At 57.4% G+C, this 20,941-nt stretch carries 17 protein-coding genes; 6 read left to right on the top strand and 11 right to left on the bottom strand.

All coding sequences use genetic code 11. The annotated features are described in order from the left end of the window. Nucleotides 1–219: 219 nt before the first annotated feature. Nucleotides 220–456 carry a hypothetical protein gene (locus AB3U87_RS12965; RefSeq protein WP_301251539.1) on the bottom strand — a complete coding sequence of 79 codons (237 nt, stop codon included), beginning with the start codon at nucleotides 454–456 and terminating at the stop codon, nucleotides 220–222. Nucleotides 457–587: 131 nt separating this feature from the next. Here AB3U87_RS12965 and AB3U87_RS12970 point away from each other — a divergent pair, with 131 nt between their 5' ends. Both AB3U87_RS12970 and AB3U87_RS12975 read left to right on the top strand, forming a co-directional pair. Further along, nucleotides 588–881: an HTH-type transcriptional regulator gene (locus AB3U87_RS12970; protein ID WP_125289253.1), complete on the top strand. Its 294-nt coding sequence runs from the start codon at nucleotides 588–590 to the stop codon at nucleotides 879–881. Between the two features lie 166 nt (nucleotides 882–1,047). Further along, nucleotides 1,048–2,094 (top strand): NAD(P)-dependent alcohol dehydrogenase, encoded by a 1,047-nt coding sequence (locus tag AB3U87_RS12975; protein WP_394149299.1) that lies wholly within the window; start codon nucleotides 1,048–1,050, stop codon nucleotides 2,092–2,094. Between the two features lie 70 nt (nucleotides 2,095–2,164). On the opposite strand, the gene glyS is transcribed toward AB3U87_RS12975, so the two are convergent. The 4 genes from glyS to AB3U87_RS12995 form a co-directional block, all read right to left on the bottom strand. Further along, nucleotides 2,165–4,234 (bottom strand): glycine--tRNA ligase subunit beta, encoded by a 2,070-nt coding sequence (gene glyS / locus AB3U87_RS12980; protein WP_253456621.1) that lies wholly within the window; start codon nucleotides 4,232–4,234, stop codon nucleotides 2,165–2,167. A gap of 9 nt (nucleotides 4,235–4,243) precedes the next feature. Next, nucleotides 4,244–5,152 (bottom strand): glycine--tRNA ligase subunit alpha, encoded by a 909-nt coding sequence (gene glyQ, locus AB3U87_RS12985; protein ID WP_253456618.1) that lies wholly within the window; start codon nucleotides 5,150–5,152, stop codon nucleotides 4,244–4,246. Nucleotides 5,153–5,306: 154 nt separating this feature from the next. After that, nucleotides 5,307–5,606: a helix-turn-helix domain-containing protein gene (locus AB3U87_RS12990; RefSeq protein WP_253456616.1), complete on the bottom strand. Its 300-nt coding sequence runs from the start codon at nucleotides 5,604–5,606 to the stop codon at nucleotides 5,307–5,309. Beyond that, nucleotides 5,606–5,953: a type II toxin-antitoxin system RelE/ParE family toxin gene (locus AB3U87_RS12995; protein ID WP_253456614.1), complete on the bottom strand. Its 348-nt coding sequence runs from the start codon at nucleotides 5,951–5,953 to the stop codon at nucleotides 5,606–5,608. Before AB3U87_RS12995 ends, AB3U87_RS12990 begins: the two co-directional genes overlap by 1 nt. Nucleotides 5,954–6,199: 246 nt before the next feature. On the opposite strand from AB3U87_RS12995, the gene AB3U87_RS13000 reads away from it, so the two are divergent. Further along, complete coding sequence (locus tag AB3U87_RS13000; RefSeq protein WP_253456612.1) at nucleotides 6,200–7,195, top strand: acyltransferase; 996 nt, start codon at nucleotides 6,200–6,202, stop codon at nucleotides 7,193–7,195. Here the strand turns inward: AB3U87_RS13000 and malT are convergent. Continuing rightward, nucleotides 7,192–9,945, bottom strand: a complete 2,754-nt coding sequence (gene malT, locus AB3U87_RS13005) for an HTH-type transcriptional regulator MalT (protein ID WP_253456610.1) — start codon at nucleotides 9,943–9,945, stop codon at nucleotides 7,192–7,194. The two genes, AB3U87_RS13000 and malT, sit on opposite strands and share 4 nt — an antisense overlap. A 298-nt stretch (nucleotides 9,946–10,243) precedes the next feature. Between malT and malP the strand changes: the two genes are divergently transcribed. Together malP and malQ are read left to right on the top strand one after the other, a co-directional pair. Continuing rightward, nucleotides 10,244–12,634, top strand: coding sequence for a maltodextrin phosphorylase (malP, locus tag AB3U87_RS13010; RefSeq protein ID WP_301251534.1), 2,391 nt, complete (start codon nucleotides 10,244–10,246; stop codon nucleotides 12,632–12,634). A 9-nt stretch (nucleotides 12,635–12,643) separates the two neighbouring features. Then, the gene (gene malQ / locus AB3U87_RS13015; RefSeq protein WP_301251533.1) at nucleotides 12,644–14,719 is read left to right on the top strand and encodes a 4-alpha-glucanotransferase; all 2,076 of its coding nucleotides are present in this window, start codon (nucleotides 12,644–12,646) and stop codon (nucleotides 14,717–14,719) included. Nucleotides 14,720–14,783: 64 nt separating this feature from the next. Here malQ and AB3U87_RS13020 read toward each other — a convergent pair whose 3' ends face one another. The 5 genes from AB3U87_RS13020 to malE form a co-directional block, all read right to left on the bottom strand. Further along, nucleotides 14,784–15,197 (bottom strand): helix-turn-helix domain-containing protein, encoded by a 414-nt coding sequence (locus tag AB3U87_RS13020; protein WP_394149304.1) that lies wholly within the window; start codon nucleotides 15,195–15,197, stop codon nucleotides 14,784–14,786. Beyond that, nucleotides 15,194–15,505 (bottom strand): type II toxin-antitoxin system HigB family toxin, encoded by a 312-nt coding sequence (locus AB3U87_RS13025; RefSeq protein ID WP_301251611.1) that lies wholly within the window; start codon nucleotides 15,503–15,505, stop codon nucleotides 15,194–15,196. The genes AB3U87_RS13020 and AB3U87_RS13025 overlap by 4 nt, the downstream gene beginning before the upstream one ends. Nucleotides 15,506–15,766: 261 nt before the next feature. Beyond that, nucleotides 15,767–16,657, bottom strand: a complete 891-nt coding sequence (gene malG / locus AB3U87_RS13030) for a maltose ABC transporter permease MalG (protein ID WP_253456600.1) — start codon at nucleotides 16,655–16,657, stop codon at nucleotides 15,767–15,769. A 9-nt stretch (nucleotides 16,658–16,666) separates the two neighbouring features. After that, on the bottom strand, nucleotides 16,667–18,211 hold the full coding sequence (gene malF / locus AB3U87_RS13035) for a maltose ABC transporter permease MalF (protein WP_394149306.1): 1,545 nt from the start codon (nucleotides 18,209–18,211) through the stop codon (nucleotides 16,667–16,669). Nucleotides 18,212–18,266: 55 nt separating this feature from the next. Further along, nucleotides 18,267–19,463 carry a maltose/maltodextrin ABC transporter substrate-binding protein MalE gene (gene malE / locus AB3U87_RS13040; protein WP_253456596.1) on the bottom strand — a complete coding sequence of 399 codons (1,197 nt, stop codon included), beginning with the start codon at nucleotides 19,461–19,463 and terminating at the stop codon, nucleotides 18,267–18,269. A gap of 365 nt (nucleotides 19,464–19,828) precedes the next feature. Between malE and malK the strand changes: the two genes are divergently transcribed. After that, nucleotides 19,829–20,938, top strand: a complete 1,110-nt coding sequence (malK, locus tag AB3U87_RS13045) for a maltose/maltodextrin ABC transporter ATP-binding protein MalK (protein WP_253456594.1) — start codon at nucleotides 19,829–19,831, stop codon at nucleotides 20,936–20,938. Nucleotides 20,939–20,941 lie beyond the last annotated feature (3 nt).

Below are 20,941 nucleotides of genomic sequence, written 5' to 3' on the forward strand. Positions count from 1 at the left end.
ATTTTTAATAATTAATCGGCCAGATTGTTATTAACAGGATTTTTAGCGCCGCCGAATAATCCATCTGTCGGATTGTTATTAATAGAATTTTTAGCGGCGCGGAATACTCACTCTGCCAGATTGTGAATAATCAAACGCTTAACCGGGCCGAATGTGGCGCAGAAACGCTCTGTTCTACGCCAGCGGCAAAGAGCAAAACCGCCACGCTGACGGCTACGCTTAATCTGCCCTAATGCGCCGCTTTATTTTTTCTGTCAGCAGCAAAGTTATCCATGTGTTAGGAATTTTCTGATAACTACCGTTCTGCTTACTCTCTGTCCAGTTTCCTGTAATCGTTACCACCTCAGGCCCCGTATGGCGTAGCCTGAAGCCGTCTGTCGGGATGTAAAGATTTTTGGCGTTCAGGTTTAAAAAATAGTCAAAAATTTGAGCGCAAAAGTTTGAGTTTGCGCCCATACTAAAAATCCTGGCGTTAACCTGCGCTGTCTCAATGAGCTCCTCAGGCTGTTGTTCGCCAGCATTCGGGATCTGGGCCTCAGATCCTCCCTCTGGTTGTTCACATTCGTGATTTTTATGAGGAGTGCTCTATGGAAGTTAAAGACCCAATGGGTGAGTTGTTGTCCAGCCTTGAGCACATTGTGCTTACGCGTGAAGTTATCCAGGCCGCTCCCGCATTAAAGGGTGAAGTGTTAATGCCCGAACCAAAACGCATACGGGAAATTACCGGCATGGAAGTTGATGAGTTTGCCCTGGCAATGGGCGTTAGTGTTTCCTCGGTTAAGAGCTGGGAAGCGAAGCGCAGTAAACCTTCGCGCAGTGCTCAAAAATTAATGCTGTTGATCCAATCAAATCCTTGTCTCAGCCGTGAGCTGCTGGGATAGTAAAAAACGGTCTTTTGCTGTGCCAGTAATTGAAAAACCCGCCCGCTGGCGGGTTTTGTGTTTTAAGCGAGGCGTCCGGCGCTCATATTCTCATTTACAATTCCGGCTTGCCCCGGCCCGCGCATTTCTCTACTCTACGCGGCTTTGCCCAACAGGGGACAGCCACATGCAGGTTAAAGGCCTGGCAGCAAAATCTGCCACTACTTCTCTTGAACCATTCGAATTTCAGCGCCGCGAACTGCAAGCCGGCGATGTGCATATTGATATCCACTACTGCGGCGTTTGCCACTCCGATCTGCATATGGCGCGCAACGAATGGGGCGTCAGCACGTTTCCGCTGGTGCCCGGCCATGAAATTGTAGGCCGCGTGATTGCTACCGGCAGCGACGTTAGCGCCTTTAAAGCAGGCGACCTGGTCGGCGTCGGCGTGATGGTCGACTCCTGCGGCCACTGCTCGCAGTGCAGTCAGGGCGAAGAGCAGTATTGCGAAGAAGGTTTTACCGCGACCTATAACGGCGAAGAAAAAGTTATCGGCGGCAAAACCTTCGGCGGCTATTCCGACAGCATCGTCGTAGACAGCAAGTTCGTGGTTAACGTGCCGGAAAACCTGACGCTGAGCGCGGTCGCGCCGCTGCTGTGCGCGGGCGTAACCACCTGGTCGCCGCTTAAACACTGGAATATTCAGCCCGGCCAGCGCGTGGGCGTTATTGGCCTGGGCGGTTTAGGGCATATGGCCGTCAAGCTGGCCAGCGCGCTGGGCGCGGAAGTGGTGCTGTTTACCACTTCGCCGGCCAAAGGCGAAGATGCGCTGCGCCTGGGCGCCAGCAGCGTGGTGGTGTCTAAAGATGCAGAGCAGATGGCGGCGCAGGCCAACAGCCTCGACTTTATTCTGGACTGCGTGGCCGCGCCGCACGATCTCGATCCTTATCTCAACGCGCTGAAAACCAACGGTCATCTGGTGCTGGTCGGCATCCCGGATGCGCCGCACAAGTCGCCAAACGTGACGCCGGTCGTCTTTAAGCGTCTGAGCATTTCCGGCACCTCTATCGGCAGCATTGCGGAAACGCAGCAGATGCTGGATTTCTGCGGCGAGCACAACATTGTGTCAGACGTGGAAGTTATCCGGCTGGAAGATGTAGAAATGGCGTTTGAGCGGATGCTGAAAGGCGACGTGAAGTACCGCTTTGTGATTGATATGAAAGCGAAAGGCTAAAAAAAACCCGCCGTTATGGCGGGTTTGTTACCGTCAGCTTTAAACCCCTTCCCTCAGGTGGGAGGAGGATTTACTGCAGCAGAGAAATATCCGCAACTTCCAGGAACAGCTGGCGGAGTTTGGTCAGCAGGGTTAAACGGTTGATGCGCACTTCACGATCTTCCGCGTTCACCATGACTTTCTCAAAGAAGTTATCCACGGCGGCGCGCAGCTGCGCCAGCTCGATCAGCGCATCCTGATAGCGGCCTTCCGCGAAGTAAGGCGCCAGCTTGCTGCTTAAGGCAGACACGTAGGTCGCCAGCTGGATCTCTTCGTTCTCTTTCAGCAGCGAGGCCTGCACGCTGTCGTTCAGCGTTTCGCTGGATTTCGCCAGAATGTTGGAGACACGCTTGTTAGCCGCCGCCAGCGCAGCCGCCTCTTCCAGGGTGCGGAAGTGGGACACGGCTTTCATACGCGCGTTGAAATCCGCCGGACGAGTAGGGCGACGAGCCAGCACGGCCTGGATGGTGTCGATGCTGTGGCCTTCTTCCTGATACCAGGTGCGGAAGCGACCCAGCATAAAGTCGATCACGTCATCGACCACTTTCGCGTTGCTCAGCTTGCTGCCATACAGGCGCACCGCTTCTTCGGTCAGCGTTTGCAGATCCAGCGGCAGATTCTTCTCGACGATAATACGCAGCACGCCCAGCGCGGCACGACGCAGCGCGAACGGATCTTTATCGCCTTTTGGATGCTGGCCGATGCCGAAAATACCCGCCAGCGTGTCCATCTTGTCGGCAATCGCCAGCGCGCAGGCGACCGGGTTGGACGGCAGTTCATCACCGGCAAAGCGCGGCTGATACTGCTCGTTCAGCGCCACGGCAACGTCTTCCGCTTCGCCATCATGACGGGCGTAGTGCATGCCCATCACGCCCTGCGTGTCGGTGAACTCGAACACCATATTGGTCATCAGGTCGCATTTGGACAGCAGACCGGCGCGGGTCGCATGATTGACGTCAGCGCCAGTCTGTGCGGCAATCCAGCCAGCCAGCGCCTGAATGCGGTCGGTTTTATCGCGCAGCGTGCCCAGCTCTTTCTGGAACAGAACGGTTTCCAGACGCGGCAGATTGTCTTCCAGACGCTGTTTGCGATCGGTATTAAAGAAGAATTCCGCATCGGCCAGACGAGGACGCACCACTTTTTCATTACCGGCGATAATCTGCGACGGATCTTTCGACTCGATGTTGGTCACAAAGATAAAGTGCGGCAGCAGCTTGCCCGCATCGTCGTAAACCGGGAAATACTTCTGGTCGCCTTTCATGGTGTAAACCAGCGCTTCGGCCGGCACCGCGAGGAACTTCTCTTCGAATTTTGCCGTCAGCACTACCGGCCACTCTACCAGCGAGGCTACCTCTTCCAGCAGGCTGTCGCTCAGATCGGCATGGCCGCCAATCTCTTTCGCTGCGGCTTCGGCATCGGCTTTGATCTGCGCTTTACGCGCCTCGAAGTCGGCCTGCACCTTGCCGCGCTCCAGCAGGATCTGCGGGTATTGATCGGCATTATCGAGAGTGAATTCCGGCTCGCCCATAAAGCGGTGGCCGCGAATAGTGCGGGCGGAGTCGATACCCAGAATGGTGGCCGGAATGCTCTCTTCGCCCAGCAGCAGCGTCACGGTGTGTACCGGACGCACAAACTGCACGTCGGAATCGCCCCAGCGCATCAGTTTAGGAATAGGCAGCTTCGCCAGCGAGGTGGCAACCATCGCAGGCAGCAGCGACTGCGCGCTTTCGCCTTTCATATGGGCGCGATACAGCAGCCATTCGCCTTTGTCGGTGCTCAGACGCTCGGCCTGATCGACGGTGATACCGCAGCCGCGCGCCCAGCCTTCCGCCGCTTTGGTGGCGACGCCGTTGGCATCAAAAGCCGCGGCGATGGCCGGGCCGCGCTTTTCCACTTCGCGATCGGGCTGCGCAGCGCTTAAGTCTGCGACCTTCAGCGCCAGACGACGAGGCGCGGCATACCAGTTTACTTCGCCGTGCGTCAGGCCGGCGGCATCCAGTTCGGCGGTAAAATTCGCGGCAAAGGCTTCGGCAAGATTGCGCAGCGCCTTCGGTGGCAGCTCTTCGGTGCCGATCTCCACCAGAAATGTTTTTTCAGTCATGGCTGCCTCTTATTTTTTATTGCACATCGGGAAGCCCAGCGCCTCGCGAGACGCATAGTAAGCTTCAGCCACGGCTTTGGTCAGGGTGCGGATGCGCAGAATATAGCGCTGGCGCTCGGTCACGGAGATAGCTTTACGCGCGTCCAGCAGGTTAAAGGTATGACCTGCCTTCAGGATGCGTTCGTAGGCCGGCAGCGGCAGCGGTTTTTCCAGCTCCAGCAGGCTTTTTGCTTCTTTTTCGTACTGCTCGAAGCAGGTAAAGAGGAAGTCGACGTCGGCATACTCAAAGTTATAGGTAGACTGCTCCACCTCGTTCTGATGGAACACGTCGCCGTAGGTGGTTTTCCCCAGCGGGCCGTCGCTCCAGACCAGATCGTAAACGCTGTCCACGCCCTGGATATACATCGCCAGACGCTCCAGGCCATAGGTGATTTCGCCGGTCACCGGCTTGCACTCCAGGCCGCCGACCTGCTGGAAGTAGGTGAACTGCGTCACTTCCATGCCGTTCAGCCAGACTTCCCAGCCCAGGCCCCACGCGCCCAGCGTTGGGTTTTCCCAGTTATCTTCCACGAAGCGGATATCGTGGACAGTCGGATCCATACCCAGCTCTTTCAGCGAGCCGAGGTAGAGTTCCTGAATATTGTCCGGTGACGGCTTGATGATCACCTGGAACTGATAATAGTGCTGTAAGCGGTTCGGGTTTTCGCCGTAGCGGCCGTCGGTAGGACGGCGGGAAGGCTGCACGTAGGCCGCGGCAATCGGCTCCGGCCCCAGCGCGCGCAGACAGGTCATCGGGTGAGAGGTGCCCGCGCCGACTTCCATATCCAGCGGCTGCACGATGGTGCAGCCCTGGCGTGCCCAGTAATCCTGTAAGGTCAGGATCAGACCCTGAAATGTCTTGGTATCAAACTTTTGCATGTTGTTTTCGCACGCGAGACGGTTTTAAAAGTGGGCGTCAGTATACCCTTTGACCGTCGGTTAGTCAGCCCGATGTTGGCCGAAGAGGCGCGGATGCCGCCGCAAAGCCTCTTTGGCTGTTCTCTGTTCCGTCTGCGTGCCTGCCTGAAAACACTTATAGCGGGTAAGCAACTCGCTTACCCGACGGGAGTTTGACATCAATAGAAAGTTCTCCGCCCAGCGCGGCCACGTAGCGTTTAAGCGTGGACAGGCGCGGATCGTTATCTACACGCTCCATACGGGCGACGGCGGGTTGTTTAACGCCAAGCGTTGCGGCGAGTTCAGTTTGTGAAATTTGCAGCTCTTCACGCATCTGCGCCAGCGTGATTTCGCGCACCATTTCTTCGGCCCGCTCCTCGATTTTAGCGCGGCGTGCGGGGCTTACTTCGTTCATCAGTTCGTCTAACGTTGCCATTACCGGGCCTCCAGTTTCGCCAGATGAGCTTTGTACTCAGCCTCAGCGAGAGTGATATATTTTTTATAGAACCTACGGTCGCCTGTTTTGTCGCCAGCACAAAGGAAAATAGCCTGACGAACAGGATCAAAAGCAAATAACGCCCTTATCGGCCTGGCTTTGAATGACAGACGTAGCTCCTTCATATTCGGATAGATTGAGTCATTCAGGGTATCGACCAATGGCCGTCCAGTATGGGGGCCTTCTTTTCTCAACACGAGAAACGCCGCTAAGATTTCGTCCTGCAAATCTTCGGGTTGCGCAAAAAACCAGGCATCAAACCGTTTTGTTGTTATGATTTTCCACATGATCGTCCCTGATCTGTAATTATAACGTTTAAGTTATAATCAAATTTATAATGAATTCATTATAATTTCAAGAGAGGTAAAGGTTGCAGGACGACGGGCTGGTGTTAAAAAAGCTAACCAATTAAAAAAACATCATGGCGTGGAAAGATGCAGGCCTGCTCCTGTCTGATATTCCCCTGGCGCAGGTTGTTGAAAACTTGCCGCCTGGCTACCCTCTGATACGCATTGGTGCCAGCAGAGGAAAACATGAAGGACAAGATAGCCTGGATAGATAACCTGCGGGCGGTGGCCTGCCTGATGGTGATTATGATCCACACCACCACCTGGTACGTGACCAACGCGCCAAAAGTAGGCGAACATACGTGGGATCTCTCCAATCTGCTGAACTCCGCTTCCAGAGTCTGCGTGCCGCTCTTTTTTATGATTTCCGGCTTTCTGTTCTTTGGCGAGCGCAGCGCGCAGGGCCGTCATTTTCTGCGCATCGTGCTCTGCCTGGCGTTTTACAGCGCGGTGGCGCTGGCCTATATCACGTGGCTGACGCCTATCAGCCAGGGGATTTCCATCCGGCTGCTTTTGCAGAAGCCGGTGTTCTATCACCTGTGGTTTTTCTTCGCGATTATCGCTATCTACCTGCTTTCGCCCCTTATTCAGGTCAAAAACGTGCGGGCGGGCTATCTGGCGGCGGTGACGCTGGTGCTGGCGGTGCTGGCGAATCCCAACACGGTGGATCAGTCGGTCGGGCATTTTCACTGGCTGCCGCTTAATCTTTATATCAACGGCGACAGCTTCTACTACGTGCTCTACGCGCTGTTTGGCCGCGCTATCGGCACGATGAATACCGGCGGACGCGCCGTCAGCTGGCTGGCCGGCACGGTTTTTATCGCCTGCGTGGCGGTTATCGCGCTGGGCACTAAAAAGCAGATGGCGATTAACGGCGCCTTTGCCGATACCTGGTATCTCTACTGCGGCCCGGCGGTCTTTATCGCGGCGGTCAGCCTGCTGGTGCTGTTTAAAAACGTGCTGAACGCGCGAATTTTACCGATCTTAGGCGTTATTTCCCGTAATTCCCTACCAATTTATGGTTTCCACGCGCTGTTTATCCACTTTATGCGGACGCATCATCTTGATCATACCGATCGGCCGCTGCTGGATATCCCGCTGGTGTTTACGCTGACGCTGCTGGGCAGTTTGCTGCTGGCGCTGGCGCTGAGAAAACTGGATAAGCGGCATTTTGTCAGTTAAGGCTGACAGGTCACCGCCGTATCCGGGGTGCCGTAGCCCATCACTTCCAGCAGCTGTCGGGCGTGCTGTACCGCATCCTGACGGTGCGCAATGCCCATCTTCTGATAAAGATTGCGGATATGAGTTTTGATAGTCGTCGCCGCGACGTCCAGCTCTCCCGCGATCTGCTCGTTGCTGTAGCCCGAATAGATCAGCCCCAGCACCTGCCATTCCCGCTGGGTTAACGGGCTGGTGCGGATCAGCTCCGGCACCTGCGGATGGCTCAGCAGTTTACTGACAAAGCTTTCGTCAAAATGGGCAAACTTATGCCGATGGTGCTGATTAAGTTCACGCAGGATCTGCTGCGCCCTGCGTTGTTCCAGCTCCGGCAGCAGGTTCAGCTGCAGCAGCTGCCGGAGCTGCTGCGCCATCATTTCGCCTTCAATCACGAAATGGCTGATAAAACCGGTGCGGTTTGCCAGGCTCAGCGCTTCGATCAGCACGCGCTGCGCGTCGCTTTTCCTGCCCGTTCGCCAGTATAAGAGGTTGCTTAACAGTAGGTTACGGTTTAAATCGCTGGTGAGGCGCAGCTGGCGCGCGTTGCTGTTCAGCTCGTCCAGCACCACCTCCGCCTCGCTGAACTGCTCCAGCAGGATCTGTACGCGCGCAATCGAGCGCCACTGGCCCTGCTGAAAATGATTATCCGCGCCGCCCGGTTTACCGGCCTGCTGGAGCCAGCGCTGCGCGGCGGTTTTATTGCCGGTCAGCTGCCAGTAAATCACCCGGCTTTTATCGGTATTGGTCACCCAGTCGCTATGATACTGGCCGGTTTTGATCAGGTTCTCGCAGCGCTGCAAATAGTGCTGCGCGTTATCAAGCTGACCACGGGCCAGCGCGCATTTCGCCAGCATTGCCAGACACTGAAGCTGCTGCTGCGGCTGGAAATTGCTTAATACTTCCAGCCCCTGGCGAGCAGCCTGTTCGGCGTCGTCCAGCCTTGACCATGACCACAGCACCTGAGAGCGCAGGCGCAGCAGGAATTCGTGCATCGGCAGCTGTTCAAGGTGCTGTTCATGCACCAGCTCAAAGGCGCGATCCTGCATCTCGAAGGCGGCCTGTAAAAATCCCTGCGCAATTAAAATTTCACTTTGCTGGAGCAAGGCCCAAAGCGCGTAGTGGTACACCTGAAAGCGTCTGGCTATCTGTTCGGTCTGCTGCATCAGCGGCAGCGCGCGCGCCAGATCGCCTTTGCAGTGCTGGATTTCGCCGGTGACCGAGGTCGCCACTATGCGGCTGTAATAGCTGTTATGCGGCAAAAAGCGCAGCGCTTCCGTCGCCAGCCGGGCGGCTTCTTCCTCACGACCATCGTTGATCGCCACCTGAGCGCGCAGGGCGTTAAATTCAGCGGCAAGCTCCTGCGTCATGGAGATATTCCTGCGCTGCATCTCGCTTTCCGCGCGGGAAAGCAGCGCGTCGACTTCAACATAGCGGTGCTGGCTTTGGATCAGCCAGGCCTGGAGCAGCACCAGCTTAGGATTGACGATCAGCTGGTCATAGCGCAGGGCGTTCAGGCACTCTTCCAGCAGGGCCAGCTCGCTTTGGTTAAACAGCGCCCACGCGTGCTGTAGCAGGATATCGCGCAGCAGCCCGGTATCTTCCGCGCTCAGCGCGTGATGGATAGCTTCGGCCGGAAAACCCTGCGCCAGCCAGCCTTGTGCAGCGGCGCGATGGATTTCCGGCAGCTCTGCGGCCAGCTCCCACTGGCAGCGCTGCCGCAAAAAAGAGGCGAACAGCGGATGGAAGTTAAACCACTCGCCGGTGCCGTCCATGCGGTGAAGAAACAGACCCTGGCTTTCCAGATTTTCCAGCCGCTGCTGCCCGTTATCGCTGCCGGTCAGACGGACGATCAGCGCGTCGTTCATCGAGCGCAACAAAGAGCAGCGCAGCAGAAAATCGCGGGTGGGCGTATCGACCCGATCCAGCACTTCCTCGACCAGATATTGCGATAAATGGCTGGCGTTCAGGCCGGTCAGCTTGCGCGCGGAATGCTGGGTAGACTGTAAAGCCGGCGTAGAGGACTGGCTGGCCGACAGCGCAATCAGCTGTAGCGCCGTGGCCCAACCGGCAACGTTGTCGCAAAAGCGATTGCTGTCCGCCTGTTCAATGGGCTCTTTCAGGCGGCAGTCAAAAAACTGCTGGGTTTCGCTGTGGGTAAAGGCCAGTTCGGAGACGATAAGCTCCAGCAGCTGGCCGCGCACGCGTAAATTGGCGATGCCCAGCGGCGGCAAGGTGCGCGACAGGATCACCAGTGAGAAATTATCGGGCTGATGGCGCAGAAAAAAGCGCATCCCTTCATGAATATCCGCATTGGTAATCAGATGATAGTCATCGATTACCAGCATCACCGGCTGCTGCCAGTCGGCAAGCTCGACGAACAGCTGGGCGAACAGCGCGTTCAGGCTGGCGTACTGGTGCTTTTGACTTAAGGCTTCGCTCTTCACGCAGTGGCCGCCGGTGGCCTGCTGCACCGCCGCAATCAAATAACTGGCAAAACGTTCCGGCTTATTGTCGCTTTCATCCAGCGAATACCAGCCCAGCGCGTTTTTTCCTGCCGCCCAGTGCGCCATCAGCGTTGTTTTGCCGTAGCCGGCCGGGCTGGTAACCAGCGTCAGACGATAGTCCGGGACGACCGCCAGCCGGGCCAGTAAACGTTCGCGTACCACCGTATCTTGCAGCCGCATCGGGCGGCTCAGTTTTGAAGGGATAAGCATAATTTTGGATTCTTATAGGAAGCGTCAGCGGGGCGGCTAATTATTTCAAAGCCCGTAATTAATCATTTTTTCTAAAGTCCGCCTCCAATCCGTTGATTGCAAGCAGGATAAGCTTTTATGTTGCATTTAGTCGTACTTCGTCACATTTTTTTAATCACGCTTTTCGCTGTGCTATTCGCCTTAGTCGCGCCTTCCCCTACGCCCTGCTGCTCCTCCCTTTCTAATCGCCGTTGGGAGGATGATCCGCACGCTGCAAATCGGCAGCATGAGGGAAATTCAGGGATTATGAGGACAGGTCATGCAGGCAATATTCAGTAAAACCACGTTTATGGCGGCGCTGACGCGCCAGTGCGCGCCGTATCAGCCGCAGGCGATGACGCAGCACCAGTGGTGGCAGGCGGTCAGCGCCGCACTGGCCGAACAGCTGCTCGCCAGCCCGCCAACGCCGCCGTCAGGGCAGCAGCGGCACGTTAACTATATTTCGATGGAATTTTTGATCGGCCGCCTGACCGCCAATAATCTGATCAATCTTGGCTGGCTGGATGATGTCAGCGAAGTGCTGAAAAAACAGGGCGTTAACCTGACCGACGTGCTGGAGCAGGAAGTCGATCCGGCGCTGGGCAACGGCGGACTGGGGCGCCTGGCGGCCTGCTTTCTGGACTCGATGGCAACCGTGGGCCAGCCTGCGGTGGGTTATGGTCTTAATTATCAGTACGGGCTGTTTCGGCAGTCCTTTTACGACGGCGCACAGCAGGAAGCGCCGGACAGCTGGCATCGCGAAACCTACCCCTGGTTTCGGCGCAACGGCTCGCTTGCCGTGAGCGTCGGCTTCGGCGGCAAGCTCAGCAAAGACGCACAGGGCCGGGAGCAGTGGCAGCCCGCTTTTTCGTTGATGGGCGAGGCGAGCGATCTGCCGGTGGTCGGCTATCAAAACGGCATCACCCAGCCGCTGCGCCTGTGGCAGGCCGTCGCGATGCAGCCTTTCGATCTGGGCCTGTTTAACGACGGCAAATATCTGGAGGCGGAGCGGCAGGGCGTAGAGGCGGAAAAGCTGACGAAAGTCCTCTACCCGAACGATAATCACCAGGCGGGCAAGCGGCTGCGCCTGATGCAGCAATATTTTCAGTGCGCCTGTTCGGTAGCGGATATCCTGCGTCGTCATCACGCGGCGGGTCGAAAAATCGCAGATCTGCCGCAGTACGAGGTGATCCAGCTGAACGATACCCATCCGACCATCGCCATCCCGGAGCTGCTGCGCATTTTGCTGGATGAGCACCAGCTCGACTGGGATGCGGCCTGGTCCATCGTCAGCCGTACCTTTGCCTATACCAACCACACGCTGATGCCGGAAGCGCTGGAATGCTGGGATGAAAGGCTGGTGCGCAGCCTGCTGCCGCGTCATTTTTCGCTGATTAAGCAGATCAATGCGCGCTTTAAAGTGCTGGTGCAGCAGCGCTGGCCGGACGATGCCGACGTTTGGGAGCGGGTGGCTATCCACCATAACCGCCAGGTGCGGATGGCGAATCTTTGCGTGGTCAGCGGCTTTGCGGTCAACGGCGTCGCCGCGCTGCATTCCGAGCTGGTGGTCAAAGATCTGTTTCCGCATTATCACCAGCTGTGGCCGGAGAAATTTCATAACGTCACCAACGGCATCACGCCGCGTCGCTGGCTCAGGCAGTGTAATCCTGCGCTCTCCGCGCTGATCGACAGCAAGCTGAACGCCGAATGGGTGACGGATCTGGATGCGTTAAAAGGGCTGGAGGCTTTTGCCGACGACCAAAACTTCCACCAGCGCTATCGGCAAATCAAGCAGGAAAACAAACACAGGCTGGCGGCCTGGGTGCAGCATACGATGGGGATTACGCTCAACCCGGCGGCGATCTTCGATGTGCAGATCAAGCGCCTGCACGAGTACAAGCGCCAGCACCTGAATTTGCTGCATATCCTCTCGCTTTACCGCCAGCTGCGTGATAATCCGCAGCTGGACATGGTGCCGCGCGTGTTCCTGTTCGGTGCCAAGGCCGCGCCGGGCTACTATCTGGCCAAAAATATTATCTACGCCATCAACAAGGTAGCGGAAAAAATCAACAACGATCCGCTGGTCGGCGATCGCCTGAAAGTCGTGTTTATTCCTGACTATAAAGTGTCGGTGGCGGAGCTGATGATCCCGGCGGCCGATGTGTCAGAGCAAATCTCCACCGCCGGCAAAGAGGCCTCCGGCACCGGCAATATGAAGCTGGCGCTGAACGGCGCTATCACCGTCGGCACGCTTGATGGTGCCAATGTGGAAATTGCTGAACAGGTCGGCAGCGAGCATATCTTTATTTTCGGTCATACCGTCGATGAGGTAAAAGCGCTGCTGCGCAAAGGCTATAACCCGCTGAGCGTGCGTAAAAAGGATAAGCATCTTAATAAGCTGCTGACCGAACTGGAAAACGGCTTCTTCAGCGACGGTGACAAAGAGGCGTTCAGGCCAATGCTGGATAGCCTGCTTGCAGGCGGCGATCCTTATTTAGTGCTGGCGGATTTCGCGGAATACTGCGCCGCACAGCGGCAGGTTGAAGCGCTGTACCGCGATACGCAGCAGTGGACGCGCAGCACCATCCTGAACACCGCCAGAGTCGGCATGTTCAGTTCGGATCGCGCCATCCGTGACTATCAGCAGCGCATTTGGCAGGCGAAACGCTAAGGAGCGCAGATGGAAAAGAAGATGCTGGAGCAGGCGGCGACGGAGGCGGGTATCGCTTCCGGTTTTATTAACGCCCACGGGAAAACCCAGACCATCTCGGCAGCAACCCGGCGCGAGCTGCTGCAGGCGATGGGCTGGCGCGCGGGACGGCAGCTGCCGCTAAGACCGGTGCCAACGGTAAAGGTTTTTACCAGCGGCGAACGCTTTGCGCTTTCCGTAGAGGGCGAAGGCGAATACCACTGGCACTTTTGCCCGGAAGAGGGCGCGAGCCTGACGGGCAGAGTCCACGGCAGCATGACGCTAGCCCTGCCGGAAAACCTTGCCACGGGCTATCACCTGCTGACGCTGAGCCGTCCCGGCCAGCGCTGGGAATGCCGGATCATCGTGGCGCCCAGGCGCTGCCACGAGCCGGAGGCGCTGCTGGCCGGTAAAAAGCTGTGGGGCGCCTGCGTGCAGCTTTACACCTTGCGTTCTGAGCGCAACTGGGGCATCGGCGATTTTGGCGATCTGACCGTAATGATCGACAACATTGCTGCGCGGGGCGGCGCCTTTGTGGGTCTGAACCCTATCCACGCGCTTTTTCCCGGCAACCCGGAAGCGGCCAGCCCTTACAGCCCTTCGTCCCGCCGCTGGCTGAACGTTATCTATATCGACGTCAGCGCGGTGGCTGACTTTCGCCTGAGCGAAGCCGCACAGCGCTGGTGGCATTCTGCGGCTACGCAGCAGGCGTTACAGGCGGCGCGGGCTGCGGAGTGGGTGGATTACGCGCAGGTTATGGCGCTGAAGCTGGCGGGACTGCGGCTGGCCTGGCAGCATTTTCTCGGCCGTGACCCGCAGGAAGCTGAACGGCAGGCCTTTACCCGCTTTACCGAACAGGGCGGAGAAAGCCTCTGGTTTCAGGCCGCCTTTGATGCGTTATATCAACACTTTCAGGCGGAAAGCGGCGAGGCGCGGGGCTGGGATCGCTGGCCGGAAGCGTACCGCAACGCGCGGGGGCCAGAGGTCAGAGCCTTTTGCCAACAGCATGCGCAGGAGGTGGCGTTTTACCTCTGGCTGCAATGGCTGGCCGAAACGCAGCTGGCGCAGTGCTATCAAACCAGCCGGAAAATGCCGACGGGGTTATATCGCGATCTGGCAGTCGGCGTGGTGGCCGACGGCGCGGAAACCTGGAGCGATGGCGATCTCTACTGCCTGAAGGCTTCCGTAGGCGCGCCGCCGGATATTCTGGGGCCAAAAGGACAGAACTGGGATTTACGACCGATGGATCCCCGCACGATGATCGACCGTGCCTACCAGCCTTTTATCGACCTGCTGCGATCGAACATGATCCACTGCGGCGCTTTGCGGATCGATCATGTCATGGCGCTGCTGCGCCTGTGGTGGATCCCGGCAGGCGAAACGGCGGATAAAGGCGCCTATGTCCACTATCCGGTTGACGATTTGCTGGCGGTGCTGGCGCTGGAAAGCCAGCGGCATCGCTGCATGGTGATCGGCGAGGATTTGGGAACGGTGCCGGTAGAAATCGTCACTAAGCTGCGGGAAAGAGGCGTTTATTCCTACAAGGTGCTGTGGTTTGAGCGGGATGCGCAGAACGGCTTTCGCGCGCCGCAGTCCTGGCCGCTCCAGGCGATGGCTACCCTGACGACGCACGATTTACCGACGCTGCGCGGCTACTGGCAAAGCGACGATCTGACGCTGGGCGAAAAGCTGGGCCTCTACCCGGATAAAATGGTGCTACAGGGGCTTTGTGCCGATCGGCAAAGGGCGCGCCAGAGCCTGCTCGCCAGCCTGGAGCATTATGGCTGTCTTCCGCAGGGAAGCGTCAGCGCGGGCGCCACGCTGACGCCTGCCATCCGCCGGGGCCTGCAACGCTATGTGGCCGACAGCGCCAGCGCGCTGCTGGGTCTGCAGCCGGAAGACTGGCTGGATATGGCGACGCCGGTCAATATTCCCGGCACCAGCAGCGAATATCCCAACTGGCGGCGCAAGCTCAGCCATACGCTGGAGGCGATGTTTGCCGACCCGGAGGTGAATGCGTTAATCAGGGATGTCGATCGGCGGCGGCGTAAGGTGTCGGTGGATTAAAAAAGCGGCCTGAGGGCCGCTTTGCCGTGTCATCATGGCCGCAGAAACTGTTTTACTGTCGGATTTATTCATTAAAAGCTTCAAACGGTAATTTAAACCGCGCCGCCAGACGCGCCTTGTGCTTATCGGTGAGCGCGCGCTCACCGCGCAGAATACGACTCACGTAAGAGCGTTGGCCGATTTCTTCCACAAAGGAGGATTGCGTCAGCTTGTGCTGATCCATCAACACCCGCAGTAAGGCAACGCCGCGAGGCAGCCTTGTAATGCGTGCATTGAACTCAGCGAATTCAGGCGCGTTATCTTCATAGCGGGCGACTTTATCAGCCAGCATATCCACTAATGGGCTATCAGGATCGTGTTCGATAAGATACTCCACCAGTTCAAGCGCCTGCTCGTAATCTTTTTTGCTGGTGCTGCCGCCTAAAAAAGGGACAATTTTAACCAGGTCATTGGTTGCCTGAATGGCTTCGGTAATCATTCTTTACTCTCCCGATACTTCTTAACCAGCTTGTCGTAGTCAGCATGGGTAACGATATGCTTGATAAAAATCTTGCCCCGCTCAAAGTCTGCAAAAAACAGCATCCTCAGGTTATTGCCGCCGACATCAATCACCCACCATTTGTTCCTGTATTTCATTCGGTCGAGGCTGGGAAACTGTGCCTTTAACGCATCCGGATTGGCAAAAACACCGCTTTTTAAAACCAGCCAGGTCGCATCCAATGCGGCTGCATCGTTTGGGAATTTTTCTGCCGCTTCCCTGAACGGCTCCCTTGAAATAACGTGCATGCTTCCCTCAGCCACGTTCCAACGTGGAAACATGATAGCGCAACCTTGTGATGTTTCCAACATGGAAACATCACAAGGTTGTGGTGGATAAAGCAGGTCCTTACACAACGGCAGAAGGCGCAGCGGTAATAAACATCGGCAAAAATGAGGAAAGGTATATTGAGCAATAACGGTACAGGTACCGCTATTTTCAGTGCTAATCCTGTAGCAGCGTGCAATAACGCATAACTTCCGGGCAGCCTGGCGCTACCCGGAACTGCCTTATCCTTTCACCCCGCCAGCGGTCAGGCCGCCCACCAGCCAGCGCTGAGCAATCAGGAACACGGCGGTGATAGGGATAGCGGAAAGAATGGCCGCCGCCGCAAAATCGCCCCACAGATAGTTTTGCGGGTTCAGATATTGCTGCATTCCCACCGCCAGCGTATAGCTGTTGACGTCACGCAGCAGCAGGGAAGCCACCGGCACCTCGGTAATAGCGGCAATAAACGACAGGATAAACACCACCGCCAGGATCGGCACCGAAAGCGGCAGCAGCACCAGCCGGAACGCCTGCCACGGCGTGGCGCCATCCAGCGCCGCCGCCTCTTCCAGAGAGTTATCGATAGACTCGAAATAGCCTTTGATCGTCCAGACATGCAGCGCGATGCCGCCCATATAGGCGAAGATCACCCCGCCGTGCGTATTCAGCCCCAGAAAAGGAATATAGAGGCCCAGACGATCGAACAGGGCGTAGAGCGCCACCAGCGACAGCACGGCCGGAAACATCTGGAAAATCAGCATCCCTTTCAGCAGCGGGCTTTTGCCGCGAAACTTCATGCGGGCAAAGGCGTAGGCGCAGGTTGTGGAGAGCGCCACGATGCCGACGGCGGTAATCAGGGCGATTTTCACAGAGTTCCACAGCCACAGCATCACCGGAAACGGCGGCGGCGTCACCGTGCCGTTCTCGTTGGTGACCGCTATCCCCAGCGCCAGCTTCCAGTGGTCCCACGAAATGGTGTCGGGGATCAGGCTGCCGGTCGCAAAATTGCCGGGCCGCAGCGAAATGGCGAACACCATCAGCAGCGGGAACAGGATCAGGGCGATAAAGCCCAGCAGGAAAAGGTGCGTCGCCAGCAGCCTGAGGCGCTGCGACTTCGGTTTTACCATCGCCATAATGCTTCCTTAATCAAATTTCATGCGGGAGGCTTTCAGGTTGATCACCGCCAGCACGCCCACCAGCAGGAAAATCAGCGTGGCGATAGCGGCGGCCAGGCCAAAATCCTGTCCGCCGCCGCCCTCAAAGGCGATACGCCAGGTGTAGCTGACCAGCAAATCGGTGTGCCCGGCCGGCGTGGTGGTGCCAATCCGGTCGGGGCCGCCGTTGGTCAGCAGCTGAACCAGCACAAAGTTATTAAAATTAAAGGCAAAGCTGGCGATCATCAGTGGCGTCAGCGGCTTGATCAGCAGGGGCAGCGTAATCAGGAAAAAGTTCTGGATCGGCGAAGCGCCATCCATTGCCGAGGCCTCGTAAAGATCGTCAGGAATGGCTTTCAGCAGCCCCATGCACAAAATCATCATATAGGGATAGCCGAGCCAGGTATTAACGATAATCAGCATGGTTTTGGCGGTCAGGGGATCGCTGAACCACGCGGGCTTGATGCCGAACAGATTGCCCAGCAGCAGGTTGATTTCGCCAAAGCTTTGATTGAATAACCCTTTGAAAATCAAAATAGAAATAAAAGCGGGTACCGCGTAAGGCAGGATCAGCAGCATGCGATAAACCGCCTTGCCTTTCAGCTGATCCCACTGCACCACGCACGCCAGCACCATGCCGACCGCCGTGGTCAGCAGCACCGTCAGCAGCGAGAACAGCACCGTCCAGAGAAAGATCGACAGAAAGGGCTTCTGGATACCGGCATCCTGAAACACGCGCAGGAAGTTTTTCCAGCCGATGCCGACGGTAAAGCCCGGACTGAGGACGTCCGCATCCGCCGACTGGTAAAAGCCCGTGCTCATATCAGGAGAGTAAACTTTCCCGTTCTGGATATTGGTCAGCTGTTTGCCGTCCTCTCCCAGCTGATAAAGCGGCCGGGTGCCGGAAAACTGCCGTAGCGAACTCATCCGCAGCAGCGTGCCGTCGGGCAGTCTGGCGGCCAGCTGGCCCAGCGCCTGACGATTTTGCGTAATGACCCGCAGCCCGGCTTTGTTGCCGGTCGGTGCGGCCTGCGGGGTCATCGTCAGCGTTTGCGGCGCGGAAGGCGTAAAGGCAAAGGGCGCAGAGACCAGCACGTCGCTGTTATCGGGCGAGGTCAGCGTCAGCCGCCATTTGTCGTCCACCGGCCAGAGAGCGAAATCCCAGGCTTTATCGGCGCGGAACTGCTGTTGCAGCAGCACGCCCTGCGCGCGCTCAAAGGTAAGCTGATGCAGGCTGCTGTAGTTGGTAAAAGCGATGGTAATGGTGCATGCCAGCGGGAACAGCACGAACAGCGCCATTCCGGCCAGGCCGGGATAAATATAACGCCAGCTGTAAGCGCGGCGGTTGCCGTAGATAAACAGCCCCAGGCCGGAAAGCACCAGCGTCAGCATGGCAAAAAGGTATTCTCCCCGTGCGTACATCAGCACGATCAAATAGCCTGCCAGCAGGGCAAAGAAGATAAGGGTAAACCAGCCGGGCACGCGGCTTAGCGGCGATCTTCTGTCAGAGCGGCGAATGTGAGCCAGAGACATGGAGCTATCCTTTTCGACGCGGGGCCGCCAGCGGCCGCCCCTTGTTCAGCAGTGGCTATCGGGTGATGCGGGTTTCAACGTCTTTCAGCGCCTGCGGCACGGTCTGACGGCCGTTGACGGCGTTAATAATCGCGCTGCGTTCGGCGTACCAGAAGCCGCTCATTTGCGGGATGTTCGGCATGATTTCGCCGTTTTTCGCGTTAGCCATGGTGGCGGCGATACGCGGATCCTGCTCCAGCTTCGCCTGGTAGGATTTCAGCGCGACGGCGCCCAGCGGCTTATCTTTGTTGACCATCGCCAGGCCGTCATCGGTGATCAGGTAGTTTTCCAGAAACTCTTTCGCCAGCTCTTTGTTCGGGCTGGCGGCGTTGATGCCGGCGGTCAGCACGCCGACAAACGGTCGGGAAGGCTTGCCGTGGAAGGTCGGTAGCGGGGCGACGCCGTAGTTGATTTTGCTTTTATCCAGGTTGGCCCAGGCCCAGGGGCCGTCGATGGTCAGCGCCGTCTGGCCCTTGTTAAAGGCCGCTTCGGCAATCGAATAGTCGGTATCCGGGCTGATATGCTTGTTTTTGACTAAATCGACGATGAACTGCAGGCCGGCCTGCGAGCCGGTATTGTTCACGCCGGTGTTTTTGATGTCGTATTTGCCGTCGACATATTTATAGGCGTAGCCGCCGTCGGCCGCGATAACCGGCCAGGTGAAATAGGGTTCCTGAAGGTTCCACATAATGGCGCTTTTGCCTTTGGCGCGCAGGGTCTTATCCAGCGCCGGGATCTCTTCCCAGGTTTTGGGCGCTTCCTTCACCAAATCTTTGTTATAAATCAGCGATAGCGACTCTACCGCGATAGGGTAGCCGATCTGCTTGCCGTTAAAGGTCACGGCATCCCAGGTAAACGGAAACAGCTTATCCTTAAAAGCCTGGTCCGGGCTGACTTCCGCCACCAGACCGGACTGCGCGTAGCCGCCGAAACGGTCGTGCGCCCAAAAAATAATGTCGGGGCCGTCGCCCGTCGCGGCCACCTGCGGATACTTCTCTTCCAGCTTGTCAGGATGCTCAACCGTCACCTTGATGCCCGTATCCTGTTCAAACTTTTTCCCCACTTCCGCCAGGCCGTTGTAGCCCTTGTCGCCGTTGATCCAGATCACCAGCTTTCCCTCTTCGATTTTGGCGAAGGCGGCGGAAGAGAGCGCCAGCGTAGCCAGCGCTGACAGGGCGGCGGTGTGCTTAACAATGTTCTTGATACTGAGCATGATCGAGTCCTTATAGCGGTAAGCCCCAGGTTTCTTCACGTTGCAGACAGCGAAGAGCGTACCGGTCAGTGTGCAATCAAGCGGTAGCGGCTTCATCCTCCCCCGCTCTACGCCCCCACCGCCCAAACTGTGACTCCGCCTGCACGGCTGTCGTTAATGAGGCCTTATGCCGCCCATCAGAGGTTGTTTTTTGCAATGCAGATCACGTATTTCCCCTTTCGCCACCGGCGCTGAGCGTGGGTCTTCGCTTTTTATCCTCCTGGCCTCTCCGCCAGCAAAAACCGCGCGACGGCTGATTACTCCTGGCAGGCGGCGCGTCATGCTGCGGCGTAATCGGTTTACTGACGGATGAAGAGGAAGAGAGGATGGCGAACGTTTCCCTTAGCGGCGTATATAAAGTCTTTGGCGAAACCGCAATTTCCAGCGATATCAATCTGGAGATTGAACAGGGCGAGTTTGTGGTGTTCGTCGGGCCATCCGGCTGCGGGAAATCGACTCTGCTGCGCATGATTGCCGGGCTGGAGGAAATTACGTCCGGCGAGCTAAAAATCGGCGGGAAGCGGATGAACGAGGTGCCGCCCGCCGAGCGCGGCATCGGCATGGTGTTTCAGTCCTACGCCCTCTATCCGCATCTGACGGTGGCCGAAAATATGTCGTTTGGCCTGAAGCTGGCACGAACGAAAAAAGAGGAAACCGAGCGGCGGGTTAATCAGGTGTCGGAAATCCTCCAGCTCGCGCCGTTGCTGGATCGTCGTCCCAAAGCGCTCTCCGGCGGGCAGCGGCAGCGCGTCGCGATTGGCCGCACGCTGGTGGCGGAACCCACGGTGTTCCTGCTGGATGAACCGCTTTCCAATCTGGACGCCGCGCTGCGCGTGCAGATGCGCATTGAAATCTCCCGCCTGCACAAGCGGCTGAAGCGCACGATGATTTACGTCACTCACGATCAGGTTGAAGCGATGACGCTGGCCGACAAAATCGTGGTGCTGAACGCCGGACGCATTGTGCAGGTCGGCCGTCCGCTGGCGCTCTATCACTATCCCGCCAACCGTTTCGTCGCCGGTTTTATCGGCTCGCCCAGGATGAACTTTCTGCCGGTGAAAATCCTTGCCGCCGAGCCGGAACGCGTGCAGGTCGAACTGCCCAACGGGCAGGCGGTCTGGCTGGAAGTCGAAGGCAACGGCGTCGTGCCGGGCAGCAACCTGTCGCTTGGCATCCGGCCCGAGCATCTTCTGCCGGGTGAGAACGCAGAGGTAAAGCTCACGGGCGAAGTGCAGGTCGTCGAGCAGCTGGGCAATGAAACGCAGATCCATATTCAGATCCCGGCCATCCGTCAGAACCTGGTCTCCCGCCAGAATGACGTAGTGCTGGTAGAAGAAGGTACCACTTTCGCCATTGGTTTGCCGCCGCACCGCTGTCATCTGTTCCGTGAAGACGGGACGGCCTGCCGTCGGTTACATCCCGAGCCTGGCGTTTAAGCA

It is taken from the genome of Erwinia plantamica (assembly GCF_043420595.1).
Classification (GTDB): Bacteria; Pseudomonadota; Gammaproteobacteria; order Enterobacterales; family Enterobacteriaceae; genus Erwinia; species Erwinia aeris.

Coding starts and splice junctions, on each gene's coding strand:
- AB3U87_RS12965 (WP_301251539.1), bottom strand. CDS start 456: ATGGGCGCAAACTCAAACTTTTGCGCTCAAATTTTTGACTATTTTTTA.
- AB3U87_RS12970 (WP_125289253.1), top strand. CDS start 588: ATGGAAGTTAAAGACCCAATGGGTGAGTTGTTGTCCAGCCTTGAGCAC.
- AB3U87_RS12975 (WP_394149299.1), top strand. CDS start 1,048: ATGCAGGTTAAAGGCCTGGCAGCAAAATCTGCCACTACTTCTCTTGAA.
- glyS (WP_253456621.1), bottom strand. CDS start 4,234: ATGACTGAAAAAACATTTCTGGTGGAGATCGGCACCGAAGAGCTGCCA.
- glyQ (WP_253456618.1), bottom strand. CDS start 5,152: ATGCAAAAGTTTGATACCAAGACATTTCAGGGTCTGATCCTGACCTTA.
- AB3U87_RS12990 (WP_253456616.1), bottom strand. CDS start 5,606: ATGGCAACGTTAGACGAACTGATGAACGAAGTAAGCCCCGCACGCCGC.
- AB3U87_RS12995 (WP_253456614.1), bottom strand. CDS start 5,953: ATGTGGAAAATCATAACAACAAAACGGTTTGATGCCTGGTTTTTTGCG.
- AB3U87_RS13000 (WP_253456612.1), top strand. CDS start 6,200: ATGAAGGACAAGATAGCCTGGATAGATAACCTGCGGGCGGTGGCCTGC.
- malT (WP_253456610.1), bottom strand. CDS start 9,945: ATGCTTATCCCTTCAAAACTGAGCCGCCCGATGCGGCTGCAAGATACG.
- malP (WP_301251534.1), top strand. CDS start 10,244: ATGCAGGCAATATTCAGTAAAACCACGTTTATGGCGGCGCTGACGCGC.
- malQ (WP_301251533.1), top strand. CDS start 12,644: ATGGAAAAGAAGATGCTGGAGCAGGCGGCGACGGAGGCGGGTATCGCT.
- AB3U87_RS13020 (WP_394149304.1), bottom strand. CDS start 15,197: ATGATTACCGAAGCCATTCAGGCAACCAATGACCTGGTTAAAATTGTC.
- AB3U87_RS13025 (WP_301251611.1), bottom strand. CDS start 15,505: ATGCACGTTATTTCAAGGGAGCCGTTCAGGGAAGCGGCAGAAAAATTC.
- malG (WP_253456600.1), bottom strand. CDS start 16,657: ATGGCGATGGTAAAACCGAAGTCGCAGCGCCTCAGGCTGCTGGCGACG.
- malF (WP_394149306.1), bottom strand. CDS start 18,211: ATGTCTCTGGCTCACATTCGCCGCTCTGACAGAAGATCGCCGCTAAGC.
- malE (WP_253456596.1), bottom strand. CDS start 19,463: ATGCTCAGTATCAAGAACATTGTTAAGCACACCGCCGCCCTGTCAGCG.
- malK (WP_253456594.1), top strand. CDS start 19,829: ATGGCGAACGTTTCCCTTAGCGGCGTATATAAAGTCTTTGGCGAAACC.